A 14,091-nucleotide genomic window follows, 5' to 3' on the forward strand; every position below is an offset into this window, starting at 1 on the left:
TCCCCATGGAGATGATGCATGCAGACTGCCCCCCCGTCCTACGGGTCGGACCAATCCGGCCTGGTCTGCGGCTATGTATTCGGCCGCGAGGCCGACGGCACGGGCCGGCCGCTGGACACCGAAGAAGCGCGCGTATGGCTGAAGAACCGCGCCCACCATCCGACCGAATTCATCTGGCTGCACTACAACCTGGCCAACACCGCCAGCGAGAAATGGCTGCACGAGCACACCGCGCTGCCCGAGGAATTCTACGAGAGCCTGCATGAAGGCCCGCGCTCGACCCGCATCGAACTGGCCGACAACACCCTGATCGCCGTCGTCAACGACGTGCTGCACGACTTCACGTTCGAACCGTCCGACATCTCGACCCTGTGGCTGAGCGTCGACAAGCAGGTCGTCATCAGCGCGCGGCGCAAGCCGCTCAAGGCGGTCGACGTGCTGCGCAACGCGGTGCGCACAGGCGAGCCGATCCGCTCGTCGGTCGAGCTGCTGATCCACCTACTGCGCGACCAGGCCGACGCCCTGATCAAGATCGTGCGCGACGCCATCGCCACCGTCGACAGCATCGAGGACAATCTGCTGGCAGGCAAGCTCAACACCAAACGCGCCAGCCTGGGCCATTTGCGGCGCGTGCTGGTGCGCTTGCAGCGCCTGCTGGCGCCGGAACCGGCCGCGCTGTTCCGGCTGTTGCAAAGGCCGCCGTCGTGGGTGGCAGAGATCGACGCCCAGGAGCTGCGCCAGTCGACCGAGGAATTCTCGATGGTGCTGGCCGACATGGCCTCGCTGCAGGAGCGCATCAAGCTGATCCAGGAAGAGATCGCCGCCCTGGTCAACGAGGGCAACAACCACAGCCTGTTCGTGCTGACGGTGGTCACGGTGCTGGCCCTGCCGATCAACATCATCGCCGGCCTGTTTGGCATGAACGTCGGCGGCGTCCCGCTGGCCGACGCCGCCCACGGCTTCTGGGTGGTGGTGGCGATCGTCGCCAGCTTCACCGTCATCGCCGGCTTCCTGGCGTTCCGCCGCCAGCGTGACGTTCGTTAAGGAGTTTTTCATGCACGGTCCGTCGCCCGACAATCCGCATCCGATGGCAGGCTTTCCGCAGGTCTGCTATCTGAAGAACATCGTCACCAATCCCAACATCGTCGTCGGCGACTACACCTACTACGACGATCCGGAGGACACCGGCAACTTCGAGCGCAACGTGCTGTACCACTTCCCCTTCATCGGGGACAAGCTGGTCATCGGCAAGTTCTGCGCGCTGGCGCGCGGCGTCAAGTTCATCATGAACGGCGCCAACCACAAGCTGTCGGGCATCTCGACCTACCCGTTCCAGATCTTCGGCAACGGCTGGGAGAAGGTCATGCCGGCCGAGGGCGAGCTGCCCTACAAGGGCGACACCGTGATCGGCAACGACGTCTGGATCGGCTACGACGTGCTGATCATGCCGGGCGTGACCATCGGCGACGGCGCCATCGTCTCGTCGCGGGCGACGGTGGTGGCCGACGTGCCGCCTTACACGGTGGTCGGCGGCAATCCGGCCAAGGTGATCAAGGAGCGCTTCCCTGCCGGCGTGGCGGCGTCGTTGCAAGCCATCGCCTGGTGGGATTGGCCGGTGGAGCACATCACCGAGCACCTGCCGCTCATCGCCGGCGGCGACGTGGCGGCGCTGGAGCGGGTCCGGCCTCGCCCCTGAGCACGTACAGGCGGCGGATGCCGAGCGCGGTGAAGACCAGGCCCAGCGCCAGCGAAATCAGATTGTCGCGGCGATGCGCGGCGCGCACGGCGTCGAAGGCCGTAACATCCTTGCCGCCGACGGCGACGCCGAAGGTGGTGTAGAAAAAGCCGGGCAGGAAGCCGGGGCGCGTGGTCTGGCGCGGATCGAAGCGGACGGTGACCGGATAGAGCAAGGTGGCGTCGCGCACTGCCGCGCGCATGCGGCCGTCGCCGTCGCCCTTTTCCAGCAGCGCGAATTGGCGCGTGTCGCCGGCCACGGTGTAGTACAGCGCGCCCCTGCTGGTGTAGCTCCAGGTCACGCGGCCGGTCACGGATTCAAGGCGTTCGGCCGTGGGGAAGCGCCACTCCAGCGCGCCAAAGACCAGCATCAAGCCGATCCCGAGCAGCAGAAAAAAATAGCCGCCTCGGCGGTCCTGGTACCACTTTCTCATGATGCGTCGTTAGTGTTGTGATGAGCGCCATCATACATGGGGGCCGGTGTCCGAGGGCGCCAAAGGAAGGGCATCCTTCAACCCGGCATGCCTTTGTGACGACGCACGCGCCGTCGCTTAGGGGTCGTACCCAACGGGTACGACCCCGCATGGCCCTGCGGGTTCGCTAGCGCAGATAAATAAACATTTTAGTTTACTTAATGGCTGAGACCGCTTACATTATCGTTAATGCAAACCGACCCACGCCCCATGAAAACACCGCTACTGATTAGCGCCGCCTGCCTGCTGGCCCTGCTCTCCACCATCGGCGCCGCGCTGCCCTACCCGATCCTGCCGCCGCTGTTCGCCGCCGGCGTCACAAACGATCTAAACAGTTTCCTCGGTTTGCCGCCCAAGCTGCTGTTCGGCCTGGCGCTGATGATCAACCCGGTCGGCCTGCTGATCGGCTCCGCCCTGCTCGGGCCGATGTCCGACCGCTACGGCCGCCGCCCGGTGCTGCTGGTCACCCTGTATGGCGCCGCCCTCGGCCACGCCATCACCGCCCTGGCGCTGCTGTTCGAATCGTACCCGCTGTTCATCGCCGCCCGCCTCTTCACCGGTCTGCTCGAAGGCAACGGCTCGGTCGCGCGCGCCATGCTGGCCGACCGCCTCGAGGGCGACCTGCGCCGCAAAGCGCTGTCGTGGCTCAACGGCGCCTTCTACATGGGCTGGCTGGCCGGCCCGCTGCTGGCCGGTTTCACCCTGGTGTGGGGCATCACGGTACCGTTCTGGATCGCCGTCGCGCTGCTGCTGATGACAGCCGTGCTGGTGGCCATCGCGCTGCCGTCCGAAGCCCCGTCGGACGCCACTACCTCGTGGTGGCAGGTGGCGCGCGACCGCCACGCGCTCAACCTGCTGCGCGAGCCCGACCTGCGCAACCTGTTCATCGTCACCCTGGCCTACACCAGCGGCGTGACGGCCTTCTACGAATTCTATCCGCTGTGGCTGGTGGAAGTGCCCGGCTACGGCTCGCAAGGCATCGCCTGGACCACGGCCGCCATGTGCGCCGTCATGACCGCCACCACCATCTTCGCCGGCCGCCCATTCAAAGGCGAACCGCTGCTGCGGGCACGCCGCTTCGCCTTCGTCACGGCCGGTTTGATCGCCCTGCTCGCCGCCAGCAACGCCAACGTCGGCATCGCTGCGATCGTGCTGTTCGGCATTCCTCACTCGTTCTACAACGGCATCGTGCCCACCTGGTGCGCGGAACGCTTCGGCGTCCACGGCCAGGGCGCGGTGATGGGATTGATCTCGACCACCTTCTGCCTGGCGAACATCCTGATGGCGCTGATCGGCGCGGTGCTGACCCTGATCGACACGCGCCTGATCCTGCTGCTGGGCGCGGCGTTGACCACGTGGTCGGCGTGGCGCATGGGCGGCTGGCACGCCAGCATGCGCAGTAAGGATAAGGACAACGACCACGATGGTCTCAAGGGAGCGCTGCCATGAACACCGCCGAACAGACGCTCTTCCTGATCAAGACGCGCGGTCCGCAAACGGCGCAGCAGCTCGCCGCATTGCTGGACCTGACGTCGATGGGCGCGCGCCGGCAGCTCGAGGCGTGGCAGGAAAAAGGCATGCTGACCTACGAGGAAGTGGCCGACAAGCGCGGCAGGCCTTCGCGCCGCTGGTTATTGACCGAGGCCGGCCACGCGCGCTTTCCCGACCGTCACGCCGACCTGACGGTGCAGCTGATCGACCAGGTGCGCGGCCTGTTCGGCGACGCCGGCCTCGACAAACTGATCGCCGCGCGCGAGGCCGTCAGCGAACAGCAGTACCGGCAGCATCTGCAAAACGCCAACGCCCTGCCCGAGCGGGTGGCCGCGCTGGTGCAGGCGCGCAGCAGCGAAGGCTATATGGCCGAAGTCGAAACACGCGACGACGGCAGCCTGCTGCTGGTGGAGAACCACTGTCCGATCTGCGCGGCCGCGCGCCAATGCCAGCAGTTCTGCCGCTCGGAACTGGACCTGTTCCAGCGCGTGCTCGGTCCCGATTGCTCGGTCGGCCGGGTCGAACACATGCTCAACGGCGCGCGCCGCTGCGTCTACGTGATCAAGCCGATCTGACGCAAGACGTCGTCCAACACGACGAAAACAAAATCTAAAACACGTAGGGCGGATTAGCGCAGCGTAATCCGCCAATGCATGCACCGTCGGCGGCGCATAGATGGCGGATTACCGCGTTCCGCCTAATCCGCCCTACGTGTTTTAGAAGATTTCGGATTTACATTTCAAAGTAAGCCTTGTGGCATAAGGCTGAAATCATTTCCAAAGAAAATTAAGTGGGACAGGAAACTTAGAAGTCAAGCACGACCGCCGGGGTACGCTCGGCCGTTTGATCGCAGTCAAGCCGCAATACGCTGGTCAGAAGACAATCAGTGCATGCCACGCACCATTGCGTTGGCAACCACAATGATTTCTTCGTTGAAGGTATTGCGCACCATGCTCTATTTCACCTACAGCCCCGCCCCGCTTGCCCGCCTCCTCAGCGAGAAACTAATCGCCATCAGCCGCGCCGGCAAGAGCCTATTGATGTTCGGCGCCGACTGCCTGGCGCTGCCGCTGTGCCTGCAGTTGGCGCTGCTGGCCAGTGCCGGCGCCGGCGCCTATATCAATGCGCCGCCGGCCCTCACGCTGTTGCTGACGGCCATGTCGATCGCCGCGCTGGCCATGAGCGACCTGTATTCGGCGGTGGTGCGCTACCTGGACCAGCGCATGCTGGCCATCGCCGGCCTCGGCCTGGGCGGCGCGGTGCTGGCGGTGTCGGCACTGACCATGGACCGCGACGACCAGCCGATGCCGTCCGGCGCGCTGGTGAACTACTGGCTGATCGCCATGTCCTATCTGGTGGCCTCGCGCGTCGCCGTGCGCGCCTTCCTGCGCCGCCATACCCACGCGCCGGCGCAGGCGCGCGAACCGGTGGCCATCTACGGCGCCGGCGAGACCGGCGCCCGGCTGGCGCAGGCCATGCGCGGCGATAGCCGCTACTGCCCGGTGTGTTTCATCGACGAGAAGTGCGGCGGCGAGCAGCGCACCGTCGGCGGCCTGCGCGTGTTCCCGCCCGAGCGGCTGGCCGAGATCGTCGCCGCCTCGTCGATCCGCCTGATCGTCGTCGCGCTGCCGGCCACCTCCGGCGAGCGGCTCGGCGCCGTGCTGCGCATGCTGCGCACCTCCGGCGTCAGCATCAAGTTCCTGCACGGCCTGCTCGACCTGGCCGACCACGCGCTGCGCCGGCAAGCCCTGCCGCGCGGCACGGGGGCGGGCCAGGCACCCGCGCATTTACCTGCTCATCTACCCGACATCCCGCTCGAACAGTTGCTGGGCCGCGCGCCGGTGCAGCCCGACAGCGCGCTGTTCAGCCGCTGCGTGCGCGGCAAGAGCGTGCTGGTGACGGGCGCCGGCGGCTCCATCGGCAGCGAATTGTGCCGCCAGGTCGCCGGCCTGGGGCCGCGCCGCCTGCACCTGCTCGATCACTCCGAATACGCGCTCTATACGATACGCCAGGAGTTGCAGGCCACCTGGCCGCAACTGTCGGTGCGCGCCCATCTGGGCTCGGTGTGCAATGAACAGCTGCTCGAACGCATCATGCAGGAGGACAGCATCGACACCATTTACCACGCCGCCGCCTACAAGCACGTGACGATGGTCGAGACCAACCTGGTCGAAGGCTTGCGCAACAACGTCGTCGGCGCGCGCGCCGTCGCCAACATCGCCGCCAAATACCTGGTCGAGACGTGCGTGCTGGTGTCGAGCGACAAGGCGGTGCGGCCCAGCACCATCATGGGCGCCAGCAAGCGCCTGTCCGAGCTGGTGTTCCAGGCCGCCGCGCAGGCGTGCGCCGCGAGCGGCGACAGCCGCACCACGTTCAGCATGGTCCGCTTCGGCAACGTGCTGGGTTCGTCAGGCTCGGTGGTGCCGCTGTTCCGCCGCCAGCTGCAGCAAGGCGGTCCGCTGACCATCACCGACGCCGCCATGGAACGCTACTTCATGCTGATCCCGGAGGCGGCGCAGCTGGTGATCCAGGCCGGCGCGATGGCCGAGGGCGGCGAGGTGTTCGTGCTCGACATGGGCCAGCCGATCCGCATCGTCGACCTGGCGCGCAGCATGATCGCGCTGGCCGGGCTGACCGAGAAGACGGCCGAGCATCCGCAGGGCGATATCGAGATCAGCTACGTCGGTCTGTTCCCCGGCGAAAAACTGCAGGAGGAACTGCTGACCGCCGACGGCGCGGAGCCGAGCCGCCACCCGCGCATCCTGCGCATGAAGGAGCAGGCGTTGCCGCCGGCGGTGCTGGACCAGTACATCGAGCTGCTGTTGATCACCTGCGACACCAACGACCGCTGGCTGATCGAGGCCATGCTCAAGACCATCATGAACGAGTTCACGCCCCAGACCGGCGCCCGGACCGGCGACGCCGACGGCGAGGCCGCGCTGCGCGCGATCGCGCAGCTAAGCATGGCGCCGCCGGCGCCGGCGCAGGCCCAGGCGTCCTGACGACGCCACGCCCGGCCGGGCCCTCGATGCGCCCGGGCCGGCAGCGTTCCTCCCAACCATTGCAAGGAGCACCATCATGCGCCAGTTCACCCCCGCCGTCGTCGGCCGCAAAATGCGCTTCGCGCTGGTCGGTTGCGGCCGCATCGCGCAAAACCATTTCGCCGCGCTGGCCCAGCACGCCGACCGCTGCCAGCTGGTCGCCGTGTGCGACGTCGATCCGGCCGCGCTGTCGCGCGCCGCAGCGCAGACCGGCGCCACACCCTACTCGCGGCTCGACCAGATGCTGGCCAAGAGCGAGGTCGACGCCGTCATCATCACCACGCCGTCCGGCCTGCACCCCGAACAGGCGGTGCAAATCGCCGCCGCCGGGCGCCACGTGATCACCGAAAAGCCGATGGCCACGCGCTGGGAAGACGCCAAGCGCATGGTGTGCGCCTGCGACGCGGCCGGCGTGCGCATGTTCGTCGTCAAGCAGAACCGCCGCAACGCCACCTTGCAACTGCTGAAAAGCGCGGTCGACAAGAAGCGCTTCGGCCGCATCTACATGGTCAACCTGAACGTGTTCTGGACCCGGCCGCAAAGCTACTACAACAGCGCCGGCTGGCGCGGCACCTGGGAGTTCGACGGCGGCGCGTTCATGAACCAGGCCAGCCACTACGTCGACCTGATCGACTGGATCGTCGGCCCGGTCGAAAGCCTGCAGGCCTACACCGCCACCCTGGCGCGCGACATCGAGGTCGAGGACACCGGCGTCATCAGCCTGCGCTGGCGCAACGGCGCGCTCGGCTCGATGAACGTGACGATGCTGGCCTATCCGCACAACCTCGAGGGCAGCATCACCATCCTCGGCGAGAAAGGCACGGCGCGCATCGGCGGCGTCGCCGTCAACGAGGTGCAGCAATGGGACTTCGCCGAGCCGGACGAGGACGACGCGCGCGTGCGCGAAGCGAGCTACGCCACCACGTCGGTGTACGGCTTCGGCCACCCGCTGTACTACGACAACGTCATCAAGGTGCTGCGCGGCGAGGCCGAGCCGGAGACCGACGGCCGCGAAGGCTTGAAGTCGCTCGAGGTGCTGATCGCCGCCTACCGCTCGGCGCGCGACGGCCGCCGCGTGGCGCTGCCGCTGGATTACTGATATGAACGCGCACAGGGAGGATGACATGGATTTGACGGTACACCCCAGCGCCATCGTCGATGAAGGCGCCGTCCTCGGCGCCGGCACCCGCGTCTGGCACTTCAGCCACGTGTGCGGCGGCGCCCGCATCGGCGCCCGCTGCTCGCTGGGCCAGAACGTCTACGTCGGCAACGACGTGGTGATCGGCGACAACGTCAAGATCCAGAACAACGTCTCCGTGTACGACGCCGTCACCATCGAGGACGACGTCTTCTGCGGCCCCAGCATGGTGTTCACCAACGTCTACAACCCGCGCTCGGCCGTCGCCCGCAAGAGCGAGTACCGCGCCACCCTGGTGCGCCGCGGCGCCACCATCGGCGCCAACGCCACCGTGGTGTGCGGCGTGACGATAGGCGCGCACTCCTTCCTCGCCGCCGGCGCCGTCGCCAACCGCGACGTGCCCGATTTCGCGCTGATGGCGGGCGTGCCGGCGCGCCAGATCGGCTGGATCAGCCGCCACGGCGAGCGGCTCGACCTGCCGCTGGTTGGCGACGGCAGCACCGCCTGCCCGCACAGCGACGACCTCTATGTGCTCCAGGACGGCGTCTGCGCGCTGATACCGGCCGCCTGAACCCACCTTTGCCACAACCCGGCCACGGAGCCCCCCATGGAATTCATCGACCTGAAAACCCAGTATCAACTGCTGCGCGAAGACATCGACGACGGCATCCAGCGCGTGCTCGACCACGGCCAGTACATCATGGGGCCGGAGGTGGCCCAGCTGGAACACAAGCTGGCCGCGTTCAGCGGCGCGCGCCACTGCGTCACTGTGTCCTCGGGCACGGAGGCGCTGGTGATCTCGCTCATGGCGCTGGGCATCCAGCCCGGCGACGAGGTCATCACCACGCCGTTCTCCTTCATCGCCACCGCCGAGGCCATCGTGCTGCTGGGCGCGCGGCCCGTGTTCGTCGACGTCGAGCGCGCCAGCGGCAACCTCGATCCGGCGCTGATCGCCGCGCGCATCGGCCCGCGCACGCGCGCCATCATGCCGGTGTCGCTGTACGGCCAGCCGGCCGACATGGACGCCATCAACGACATCGCGCGCAAACACGGCCTGGCCGTCATCGAGGACGCTGCGCAAAGCTTCGGCGCCAGCTATCGCGGCCTGCGCAGCTGCAACCTGTCGGCCATCGGCTGCACCAGCTTTTTCCCCAGCAAGCCGCTGGGATGCTACGGCGACGGCGGCGCCATCTTCACCAGCGACGACGAACTGGCGCGGGCGATGCGCGAAATCCGCGTCCACGGCCAGTCGCAGCGCTACCGCCATACCCGCATCGGCGTCGGCGGCCGCATGGACACCTTGCAGTGCGCCATCGTGCTGGCCAAGCTGGGCGCGTTCGACGATGAGCTGGAACGCCGCCGCCGCGTGGCCGCCGTCTACGACCGCCTGTTCGCCGGCCGCGTCGAGACGGCCGCGCCGGCGCCGGACCGCGACAGCGCCTACGCCCAGTACACGGTGATGCTGCCGCGCCGCGCCGCCGTGCAAAGCGCGCTGGAGCTGGCCGGCATCCCCAGCGCCGTCCACTATCCGCTGCCGATCCACCTGCAGCCGGCCTACGCGCGCTTCGACGACGCCGTTTGCCCGGTGGCCGAACTGCTGGCCGAGCAAGTATTGAGCCTGCCGATGGGCCCCTACCTGGCCAGCGCGGACGCCGAAAAAGTGGCCGGCGTGGTGTTGGCCGCCACCGGCAACTAGGACCCCGCCATGTCGATGCCCACGCTGTCCAAGCTGCCCACATTCTGGCGACACCTGCTCACCGTGATGAGCGGCTCGGTGGCCGCGCAGGCGCTGCCCATCCTGGCCGCGCCGCTGATCACGCGCCTGTGCACGCCGGCCGAAATGGGGGCCTTCAGCGTCTGGTTCGGCGTGGTGGCCATCGCGGCGGTGATCGCCACCCTGCGCATGGAGAACGCGATGATCTTCGACCAGCGCCGCCAGCGCCAGCACCTGTGCTTCAGCGTCGTGGCCTGGTCGGCGACCTGGCTGGCGCTATTGCTGACGGTGGCCGCCGCCTTGATCAAGATGTGCTGCCTGGGCGGCATGTCCTGGCTGGGCGCGCTGACCCTGGGCATGGCAGCCTGGCTGACGGCGACGATGCAAACCACGCTCGCCTACGCCGCCTCGCACAACGCCTTCGCCCCGGCCGCCAAGGCCAGGATCGTCGCGGCGGGCGGCATCGCGCTGGCGCAGCTGGGCATCCTCGGCCTGGGCGTCGGCTCCGGCGCGCTGATGGCTGGCCATCTGACCGGCCTGGCGCTGGGCCTGGTGGCCGCGCGCATCCTGCTCAAGCCGCCGCTGGGACGCCGGCAAGGCGGCTCGCCGCCGCGGCGCCAGCGCCTGGACTGGCGGACCTGGCGCGAGGGCCTGCGCGCGAAGGCGTTGGCGCTGTCGCACCGGCTGTCGCGCCACGGCCTGTCGGCGCTGCTCCCGTCCAAAACGCAGCGCGCCTTCCTGCGCACCCACCGCGCGCTGTGGAACTTCACCTTGCCGGCCAATCTGCTCAACACCGGCGTCGGCCAGTTGCCGCTGCTGATCATCGGCGCCCGCCACGGCGTGATGGCCGCTGGCCTCTTCGCGCTGACGCAGCGCGTGCTGGCCGCGCCGATCTCGCTGCTGGCCGCGTCGGTGCACGAGGTGTTCAAGCGCGAATCGGTGCGCCAGTTCCAGGACACCGGCAATTGCCGCCCGGCCTATATGCACGCGCTGCGCGTGTTGCTGCTGCTGGGCTGCGTGCCGTCGCTGATCCTGCTGGTGGCCTCGCCGGCCTTGTTCGCCTTCGCCTTCGGCGAGGCCTGGCGCGGCGCCGGCGAGCTGGCCCAGATCCTGGCGCCGCTGTACTTCCTCAACTTCCTGGCCAGCCCGCTGAGCTATGTATTCTTCGTCGCCGGGCGCCAGAAGATCGAATTGGTCTGGCAAATCGCCCTGTTCATCATGACCGTCGGCGTGTTCGCCGCCCCGCTCACGCTCAAGCAAAACGTGCTGGCCTACACCATCGGCTACTCGCTGCTGTACCTGCTGTATCTGCGCATGTCCTACCGCTACAGCGTCAACCGTAACCCGACCGGGGGCCTGCATGCTGCCCGTTGACCGTTTGGACGCGGAGCCGGCCGGCGCCATGCCCGGGACGGCGTCCATCGGCGCGCCGGCGGTGCCCGCGCCGCCGCGCATCACGCTGCCGCGCGGAGCGGCCGGGGCTGCGGCGCGCGCCAGGGCGGCGCCCGCCGGCCTGCTCGGCCCGGCCTACGCGGAGCTGGCCTTCTTCCTGCTGTTCCCCGGCTTTTTCGCCTATCAGACCTTGCTGGGACTGGGCGTGATCCGCGCCTACCTGGGCGGCTACTTCGCCATCGTCGCGCTGCTGATGTTTCCGATGCTGTTGCTGTCCTACCTGCGCCGCCTGCACGCGCAGGCCTTCCGGCTGCACGGCGTCGACGCCGCCTTCCTCGGCTTCCTGGCCTATTTCGCGGCGGTGATCGCCTGCAACGCGGCCAGTGCCAACCTCAGCATCATCGCCTACCACGTGCTGGGCATGGTGTATATGCTCAGCCTGTTCATCATCTTCAAGACGCTGGACTTTCGGGGCCGGCGCTTCCGGCTCACACAATTGACCAGCCTGGCCGCGATGTCGGCCGTGGTGTTCATCTTTTCCGTCGACGGCGCGTTCTACCTGGCCGTGCTGGGCGCCGCGCGCGACCCCGACAGCGTGGCCACCTACCAGGGCTTCTCGCGCTCCTACCTGATGCCGCTGGTGGTCATGCTGGCCTGCACCCGCCAGCGGGGGATGCGCTGGGCGCTCTACGCGCTCGGGCTGCCGACCTTGTACATCAACACCGCCCGCAGCGAGTTCGGCGCGCTGCTGTTCCTGATCCCGCTGATCGAATTCCACGCCGCGCGCCACCGCATGGCCATGGTGGCGGCCTTGCTGTTGCTGTTCCTGCTGCTCAAGTTCAATCTGGACGCGATCATCGCCGCCGTGCCCAGCAACCGCACCCTGGAACTGCTCGACCTGTCGAGTTCATCGTCGGCCAGCGCCCGCAACCATCTGACCGAGCAGGCGCTGCACGCCATCGACCTGCATCCCATCCTGGGCGACTACGCCAGCTACCCGCCGGGCAACTATGCGCACAACATCCTGTCGGCCTGGGTCGACCTGGGCCTGTTCGGCTTTCTCGGGTTGCTGACGTTGTTGATGTACCCGCTGGTCCAGATGGCCGTGCACGGCTACCTGCTGGGCGGGCGCGCCAGCCGCGACCAGCGCTTCGTGCTGGCGTGGTCCCTGCTCGGGGTGACCTTGCTGTTGCTGTGCATGTCGCACTATTTCAGCGACATGATGATCGGCGCCGCGCTCGGCGCCTATGCCCGCTACCGTTCCGGAGGCCGTGATGCTTGAGATCGTCCACCTGAGCGCGGTCCATGGGCGCGACGACGCCCGCATTTTCGACAAGCAATGCCGCACCCTGGCCGCGCGCGGCCACCGCGTCACGCTGGTCGTCGCCGACGGCCTGGGCGACACCAGCCGCGACGGCGTGGCCATCGTCGACGCCGGCGCGCGCGCCGATGGCCTGAAAGGCCTGGTGGCGGCCGCCCGCCGCATTTACCTGCGCGCGCTGGCCTTGCGTCCGGACATCGTCCAGCTGCACCACGCCGCGCTGCTGCCGCTCGGGCCGCCACTACGCAGGCATGGCTGCAAGGTCGTGTTCGACGCCGGCCACGATCTGCCCGAGCCGCTGCCCGTGCCTCTTCGCCGCGCGCGCGACGCCGGCCCGGCGTCCGTGGCCGGCGAGGCCTGGTCGCGCTGCGCGCTGGCGGCGCTATGGAGCCGCCTCGAACGGCGGGCCTGCCGCCGCCTCGACGGCGTCATCGCCGCCACGCCCCTGGTCCGCGACAAATTCTTGGCCGTCAACCGCGCGACGATCGACGTCAGCGACTTTCCCGTGCCTGACGACGTCGGCGCCGGGCTGGCCTGGGCCGACAAGCCGGTGCGCGTCTGCCACGAGGGCGCGCTGAGCGCCATCCGCGGCATCGTCGAGCTGGTGCGCGCCTGCGAACTGCTGCAATCGCCGGTGCGCCTGAGCCTGGCCGGCGATTTTTCCGAGGGCGCGCTGGCCACGCGCATGCTGGCGCGGCCGGGCTGGCGCCGCATCGACGCGCTCGGCCGGCTGGGCCGGCCCGGCATCGGCGAGCTGCGGGCCTCCTCGCGCGCCGGCCTGATCACCCCGCACGCCACGCCAGGCCACCTGAGCGCGCCGCCGGCCACGATGTTCGACTACATGGCGGCCGGCATTCCGGTGATCGCCTCCGACTTTCCGTTGTGGCGCGCGGTCGTCGAGGCGCACGCCTGCGGCCTGTGCGTCGACCCGCGCGACCCGCCGGCCATCGCCGCCGCCATCGACTACCTCGCCAGCCACCCCGACATCGCCCGCCGCATGGGCGAGAACGGCCGCAAGGCGGTGTGCGCGCGCTACAACTGGCCGCGCGAAGCGGCCAAACTGATCGACTTCTATGAACATCTCTAACCCCATCGCGCGTCTGCGGAAGCTACTGCGGCTGATCGGCGACATCGTCCGCCTGCCGCAGGCGCGGCTGCGCTTCCACACCGCCCTCAACCCCGAGCTGGTGCGGCGCACCTACCGCCTCTTCACCCAGCCGCATCCGCGCTACCGGCTGGTGCGCAACAAGTCGCTCGGCATCGCGCTGATCGACCTGCGCGCCTACGACAGCGGCGACGCCTATCTGCGCTCGCTGCGGCAGCGCGACTACGCCGGCTACCACAGCCGGCGCGCGCGCGAACGCGGCTACACGGTCGTCGAGATCGACCGCAACGATTACATCGACGAGATCCACAGCATCAACACCTCGGCCGGCGAGCGCCAGGGCCGGCCGATGGACCCGGCCTACGCCACCAGGACCGAGCACTACGACCCGGTCGACGGCCTGCGCCACTACGGCGTGCTCGACAAGGATGGCCGGCTGGTCGCCTACGGCGACGTCGGCATCTATGGCGACTTCGCCGCCACCGACCGCCTGCTCGGCTACAAGAACGGCGACGGCGTCATGTACCTGCTGCTGGCCGACATCACCTGCCGCCTGATCGACGACCACCGCCTGAATTACTTCATGTACGACACCTATCTGGGCGCCTTGCCGGGCTTGCGCAACTTCAAGAAAAAACTGGGCTTCCAGCCCTACCGTATTCGTTATTCCATCTGCTGAGGT

Annotated in this window: 13 protein-coding genes; 12 read left to right on the forward strand and 1 reads right to left on the reverse strand. The window is 68.2% G+C overall.

Annotated features, from left to right (window positions below; genetic code table 11):
* The first annotated feature begins 18 nt into the window (after positions 1–18).
* Positions 19–1,044 (forward strand): transporter, encoded by a 1,026-nt coding sequence (locus tag NHH88_21860; protein ID USX12328.1) that lies wholly within the window; start codon positions 19–21, stop codon positions 1,042–1,044.
* 10 nt (positions 1,045–1,054) lie between these two features.
* Entirely contained in the window at positions 1,055–1,696 is a 642-nt protein-coding gene (locus NHH88_21865; GenBank protein USX12329.1) for a Vat family streptogramin A O-acetyltransferase, read from the forward strand.
* Here the strand turns inward: NHH88_21865 and NHH88_21870 are convergent.
* Entirely contained in the window at positions 1,644–2,168 is a 525-nt protein-coding gene (locus tag NHH88_21870; GenBank protein USX12330.1) for a hypothetical protein, read from the reverse strand. The genes NHH88_21865 and NHH88_21870 overlap by 53 nt on opposite strands.
* 249 nt (positions 2,169–2,417) lie before the next feature.
* Here NHH88_21870 and NHH88_21875 point away from each other — a divergent pair, with 249 nt between their 5' ends.
* From NHH88_21875 to NHH88_21920, 10 genes are all read left to right on the forward strand, one after another.
* Positions 2,418–3,656: an MFS transporter gene (locus tag NHH88_21875; protein ID USX12331.1), complete on the forward strand. Its 1,239-nt coding sequence runs from the start codon at positions 2,418–2,420 to the stop codon at positions 3,654–3,656.
* Positions 3,653–4,273 carry a transcriptional regulator gene (locus NHH88_21880; GenBank protein ID USX12332.1) on the forward strand — a complete coding sequence of 207 codons (621 nt, stop codon included), beginning with the start codon at positions 3,653–3,655 and terminating at the stop codon, positions 4,271–4,273. Before NHH88_21875 ends, NHH88_21880 begins: the two co-directional genes overlap by 4 nt.
* Before the next feature lie 345 nt (positions 4,274–4,618).
* On the forward strand, positions 4,619–6,700 hold the full coding sequence (locus tag NHH88_21885; protein ID USX12333.1) for a polysaccharide biosynthesis protein: 2,082 nt from the start codon (positions 4,619–4,621) through the stop codon (positions 6,698–6,700).
* A 76-nt stretch (positions 6,701–6,776) separates the two neighbouring features.
* Positions 6,777–7,838 (forward strand): Gfo/Idh/MocA family oxidoreductase, encoded by a 1,062-nt coding sequence (locus tag NHH88_21890; protein ID USX12334.1) that lies wholly within the window; start codon positions 6,777–6,779, stop codon positions 7,836–7,838.
* 25 nt (positions 7,839–7,863) lie between these two features.
* Positions 7,864–8,448, forward strand: coding sequence for an N-acetyltransferase (locus NHH88_21895; GenBank protein ID USX12335.1), 585 nt, complete (start codon positions 7,864–7,866; stop codon positions 8,446–8,448).
* A 36-nt stretch (positions 8,449–8,484) separates the two neighbouring features.
* Positions 8,485–9,573 (forward strand): DegT/DnrJ/EryC1/StrS family aminotransferase, encoded by a 1,089-nt coding sequence (locus NHH88_21900; protein ID USX12336.1) that lies wholly within the window; start codon positions 8,485–8,487, stop codon positions 9,571–9,573.
* Positions 9,574–9,582: 9 nt separating this feature from the next.
* Positions 9,583–10,965 (forward strand): oligosaccharide flippase family protein, encoded by a 1,383-nt coding sequence (locus NHH88_21905; protein USX12337.1) that lies wholly within the window; start codon positions 9,583–9,585, stop codon positions 10,963–10,965.
* Entirely contained in the window at positions 10,952–12,265 is a 1,314-nt protein-coding gene (locus tag NHH88_21910) for a hypothetical protein (GenBank protein ID USX12338.1), read from the forward strand. Before NHH88_21905 ends, NHH88_21910 begins: the two co-directional genes overlap by 14 nt.
* Positions 12,258–13,391 (forward strand): glycosyltransferase family 4 protein, encoded by a 1,134-nt coding sequence (locus tag NHH88_21915; protein ID USX12339.1) that lies wholly within the window; start codon positions 12,258–12,260, stop codon positions 13,389–13,391. The genes NHH88_21910 and NHH88_21915 overlap by 8 nt, the downstream gene beginning before the upstream one ends.
* Entirely contained in the window at positions 13,378–14,088 is a 711-nt protein-coding gene (locus NHH88_21920) for a hypothetical protein (protein ID USX12340.1), read from the forward strand. Before NHH88_21915 ends, NHH88_21920 begins: the two co-directional genes overlap by 14 nt.
* Positions 14,089–14,091: the final 3 nt, after the last annotated feature.

It is taken from the genome of Oxalobacteraceae bacterium OTU3CAMAD1, assembly GCA_024123915.1.
GTDB lineage: Bacteria > Pseudomonadota > Gammaproteobacteria > Burkholderiales > Burkholderiaceae_D > Rugamonas.

What these genes read in the sequence shown, in the direction of transcription:
- NHH88_21875 (USX12331.1), top strand. Translation starts at nt 2,418, where the DNA reads ATGAAAACACCGCTACTGATTAGCGCCGCCTGCCTGCTGGCCCTGCTC.
- NHH88_21900 (USX12336.1), top strand. Translation starts at nt 8,485, where the DNA reads ATGGAATTCATCGACCTGAAAACCCAGTATCAACTGCTGCGCGAAGAC.
- NHH88_21880 (USX12332.1), top strand. Translation starts at nt 3,653, where the DNA reads ATGAACACCGCCGAACAGACGCTCTTCCTGATCAAGACGCGCGGTCCG.
- NHH88_21865 (USX12329.1), top strand. Translation starts at nt 1,055, where the DNA reads ATGCACGGTCCGTCGCCCGACAATCCGCATCCGATGGCAGGCTTTCCG.
- NHH88_21870 (USX12330.1), bottom strand. Translation starts at nt 2,168, where the DNA reads ATGAGAAAGTGGTACCAGGACCGCCGAGGCGGCTATTTTTTTCTGCTG.
- NHH88_21905 (USX12337.1), top strand. Translation starts at nt 9,583, where the DNA reads ATGTCGATGCCCACGCTGTCCAAGCTGCCCACATTCTGGCGACACCTG.
- NHH88_21915 (USX12339.1), top strand. Translation starts at nt 12,258, where the DNA reads ATGCTTGAGATCGTCCACCTGAGCGCGGTCCATGGGCGCGACGACGCC.
- NHH88_21895 (USX12335.1), top strand. Translation starts at nt 7,864, where the DNA reads ATGGATTTGACGGTACACCCCAGCGCCATCGTCGATGAAGGCGCCGTC.
- NHH88_21860 (USX12328.1), top strand. Translation starts at nt 19, where the DNA reads ATGCAGACTGCCCCCCCGTCCTACGGGTCGGACCAATCCGGCCTGGTC.
- NHH88_21890 (USX12334.1), top strand. Translation starts at nt 6,777, where the DNA reads ATGCGCCAGTTCACCCCCGCCGTCGTCGGCCGCAAAATGCGCTTCGCG.
- NHH88_21885 (USX12333.1), top strand. Translation starts at nt 4,619, where the DNA reads ATGATTTCTTCGTTGAAGGTATTGCGCACCATGCTCTATTTCACCTAC.
- NHH88_21920 (USX12340.1), top strand. Translation starts at nt 13,378, where the DNA reads ATGAACATCTCTAACCCCATCGCGCGTCTGCGGAAGCTACTGCGGCTG.
- NHH88_21910 (USX12338.1), top strand. Translation starts at nt 10,952, where the DNA reads ATGCTGCCCGTTGACCGTTTGGACGCGGAGCCGGCCGGCGCCATGCCC.